This window comes from Gemmatimonadales bacterium (assembly GCA_030697825.1).
Taxonomy (GTDB): domain Bacteria; phylum Gemmatimonadota; class Gemmatimonadetes; order Gemmatimonadales; family JACORV01; genus JACORV01.
Map to the genome: position 1 here is coordinate 1 of JAUYOW010000256.1, position 3317 is coordinate 3317.

The 3317-nt window shown below is 68.6% G+C and carries 4 protein-coding genes; all 4 read right to left on the reverse strand.

The annotated features are described in order from the left end of the window. Nucleotides 1–379: 379 nt before the first annotated feature. Complete coding sequence (locus tag Q8Q85_12910; GenBank protein ID MDP3775155.1) at nucleotides 380–919, reverse strand: GNAT family N-acetyltransferase; 540 nt, start codon at nucleotides 917–919, stop codon at nucleotides 380–382. Next, nucleotides 909–1178, reverse strand: a complete 270-nt coding sequence (locus tag Q8Q85_12915) for a hypothetical protein (GenBank protein ID MDP3775156.1) — start codon at nucleotides 1176–1178, stop codon at nucleotides 909–911. The genes Q8Q85_12910 and Q8Q85_12915 overlap by 11 nt, the downstream gene beginning before the upstream one ends. Before the next feature lie 85 nt (nucleotides 1179–1263). Next, nucleotides 1264–1569: a hypothetical protein gene (locus tag Q8Q85_12920; protein ID MDP3775157.1), complete on the reverse strand. Its 306-nt coding sequence runs from the start codon at nucleotides 1567–1569 to the stop codon at nucleotides 1264–1266. Nucleotides 1570–1581: 12 nt separating this feature from the next. Continuing rightward, nucleotides 1582–3317 (reverse strand): PEP-utilizing enzyme (locus Q8Q85_12925; GenBank protein MDP3775158.1); only part of this gene is annotated, 1736 nt, incomplete at its 5' end.

Below are 3317 nucleotides of genomic sequence, written 5' to 3' on the forward strand. Positions count from 1 at the left end.
GCGGCGCGCGCCGGAACGGACGGGCGCGGCGGCGTCCTGATGCTGACGCTGATGCGGATGCGAGGCCAGGGCCCGGACGCGAGGCCCGAAGCCGAGCGCGTGGGGTAGACATCCTCGCGGCCGCGGAACAGAGACCGAAACAGGCTCACCTTCTGTGCCGGCGTCTGCGGCCTCGGGGCCTCCAGTACCGGCGAGCGCCCGTGGAGTTGAGGCTCGGAGCCGAGTGACGCGAGCTCGGACCGGAGGGTTACGAGCCGCCCCTCGACTTCGACCCGTTCAGTATCGAGCCGGCCGAGTCGCGCTTCTTCGGTCGCGATCGCGGTCAGCAGCTCGTCGCATCGCGAGCCTGGCGTCGGGTCCTGCCCGGAGTGTTCGGGCGTCACGGGCGATTCACGCGTCGTCGCGCACCGAGCGCGCGTTCGATCAGGCGCGTGGCGAGGAACATGACGCTCGCCTGCGGCCGAGCATCCGACTGGCCTTCTACCGCGTCGAGGGGGATGAAGCCGTACTTCGCGTAGAATCCCACCGCGTCTGGCTTGGCATCTACGACGACGCCGACGCACCCGTAGTCTTTCGCCATGCGGAGGGCGAGTTGGCACACGAAGCGTAGAAGCTGGGCGCCGAGCCCCTGGCCCCGCGCCGAGCGGTCGACGGCCAGCCGCGCGAGCCGGAGCACCGGCAGGGGGTACCGCGGCAACTTCTTCCGGGCCGTGGCCGGCAGCCCGTCAACCTCGACGTGGCCCGGAGCGACGGTCGCGAAGCCGAGGATGCGGCGATCCTCTGCCACGACGTACGTGACTCCGACATAGTGCCTGAACTGGTTCTGTCCCGCGAACCGGTGGAGGAACCGATCGAGGTCAGGATCGCCGGATTGGAACTGCGAACGGTCGTCGTCCTCGCCGAGCGCCCTAATCTCCATCGCGCATCAGGTGGCGGAGCGCCTCCGTGGGCTGGCCCGCTTCCATCTCCCTCACCATAGTCGCGCCGCTCTCTCGGGTAACGACGATCCTGGGATGGACGATGACGTCCGCCGGCAACTCCTGCAGGGCCTGGAGATGGTGGCGGAGCGCCTGCTCTACGAGGTGGCCCTTCTTGACACCGGTCGCCCGCACGTGGCGTTCCAACAACTGCTTGGTCGTGGGCGAGACGAACGCCGAGATCTGGGTTGCGGTCTTCACGGGGCACCTCGCGGGGGATTGCCGAACTTCTGGTATACCAGCAAGAATCTACATTTTTGTAGACGCCCAGGTCAAGCCGACCCCGCTACTCCACCACCGGCGCCGGCCCCGGCTTCCGCGCGCCGATGCGGACGACTACGAAGCAGGTTCCCACGTACCCCAGCAGGTAGACGATCATCCCCGCCACGAACCACCAGCGCCACCCGCCCTCAAGAAAGAACAGCACCGCCACGGTCCCCGCGGTCCAGCCCACCGTGCGCCGCAGCACTGCCCGCCAGGCGGTGCGGATGGTGTACCAGAGATCGATCACGCTGTAGAGACCGGCCAGGAGCCTGATCCCGAGAAACATCCCGGCGACGAACAGGAGCGCGGCCAACCCGGCATCACGCAACGTCTGCTCCGTTCATTTGAGGATGCGCACCAGGCCGGCATCGCCATCCACCAGCAGGCGATCGCCGGTACGGATCCTGCTGCTGCACTCGGGCACGTCCACCACGCAGGGCAGCCCGAACTCCCGGGCCACCGTCCCGGCGTGGGAGAGGAAGCTGCCTACCTCGACCACCGCCGCACCGGCCATGAGAAACAGCGGCGTCCAGGCCGGGTCGGTGTACGGCGCGACCAGCACCTCGCCCGGCTTCAGCTCGATGTCCTGCGCCGGATCGAGGATCACGCGGGCGATCCCTTCGCAGCGCCCCGAGCTGGCCGACTGTCCACGCAGCACGGTTCCGCCGGCGTCGTCGGTTTCGGCGGTCACGGCCGGTCCCGCCGGCGCGATCCCGATCGTCCGGGGCGGCGTGACCTTGGACAACCGCACGTACTCGCGGCGCCGCTCGGCGATCCTGTCCTCCACATCCAGCCAGCCCAGCGTATCTGCGCGGAGCTTTTCGATCTCGTCCCAGGCGAGATAGAAGATGTCGTCCCGGCACTTGAGCCGCCCCCGGGCGATCAGCTCCGCCTCGAGCCGCAGGATCTTCTTCCGCACGATGTGGGCGGCCATCACCCAGTAGAACCGCGAGTTCTCCCGCAGCGTGGCGAAGTACTTCACGCGATCCGCCACGTAGCGGACCAGCCGCGTGCGAAGCCCCAGCGCCCGCTCGAGCGGGCGATGCGCGAGCCCAGCCTCGATGGTGCGGCGCAGCTCGGCTCTCCGGGCGGCGACCGTTCTCTCGTGTGCGGCGGGATCGGTCTCCACCAGCAGGTAGTTCCGGACCATCCCCAGCACCGGCGCGGGGTCTTCCTCCCAGCGCGGCGACTTGAGCTCGAACTCCTTGAAGGCGCGGTGGCCGAAAACGGCGAGGAAGTCGTCGAACTGCCTCACGAAGTCCGAGGCTTCCGGTGTGGCGCGCAATGCCGGCAGCACGCTTTCCAGCGGATGCTCCACCAGGAGCCGGCGCACCGCATCGATCCGCTTCGCCGCCACGGCGAGCGACCAGATCCGGCGCCCGGTCTCCGCCGAGAGGACCCCTTCGCTCCCGGAGGTCAGGAGGCCGAGGGAGTCGGGCGGGAGATCGGGCAGGTAGCGGCGCAGGATCTTCTTGAGCAGCGCCAGCCAGACGAAGTAGCGTATCGCCGAGGCGTTCACCACCATGGGCTGATCGCCGAGCGGCGCGGACAACGTTCCGATCAGCGACGAGCCGATGAACAGCTCGCGCCACGTTTCCAGCACGCCGAAGCCCTGGTCGCGGTCCACCGACTCCGCGCGGCGCCGGAACCCGTCCATGAAATCATGCGGAAGGTGCGCGCTCCTGGCGTAGACGTTGGACATCGCCAGGGAGACGGCCAGGCCGACCACAACGGTCACGGGTAACCGCGCCGGCGCGATCCTCAGCTCCGCCGGAAGCCCCTCGCCGCTCAGGTAGAGCAGTTGGGCAAGCTGCGGGTCGGTGAGCTTGAACGGCACCAGGAGTCTGACCTTGTCCAGGTCGAAGTACACGCGCCCGCCGATGAGCACGAAGACGCCGGCGGCAGGCATCTGGAGCAGGAGGTTCGCCGCGAGCGGAGTCAGCGGGTCGGTGAAGTTCTCGACCAGCGGCTTGAAGAGGACGTACTTGCCGCCGCGCTCGTTGCGGCAGAATTCCTTTCGTCCGGCCACCGTGACCGGGCGGGACTGGAGCAGGTGGACCTGTCCGTCCGTGACGG

Excerpts from the sequence above, each read along its gene's own strand:
- Q8Q85_12910 (MDP3775155.1), bottom strand. The coding sequence starts at position 919 with ATGGAGATTAGGGCGCTCGGCGAGGACGACGACCGTTCGCAGTTCCAA.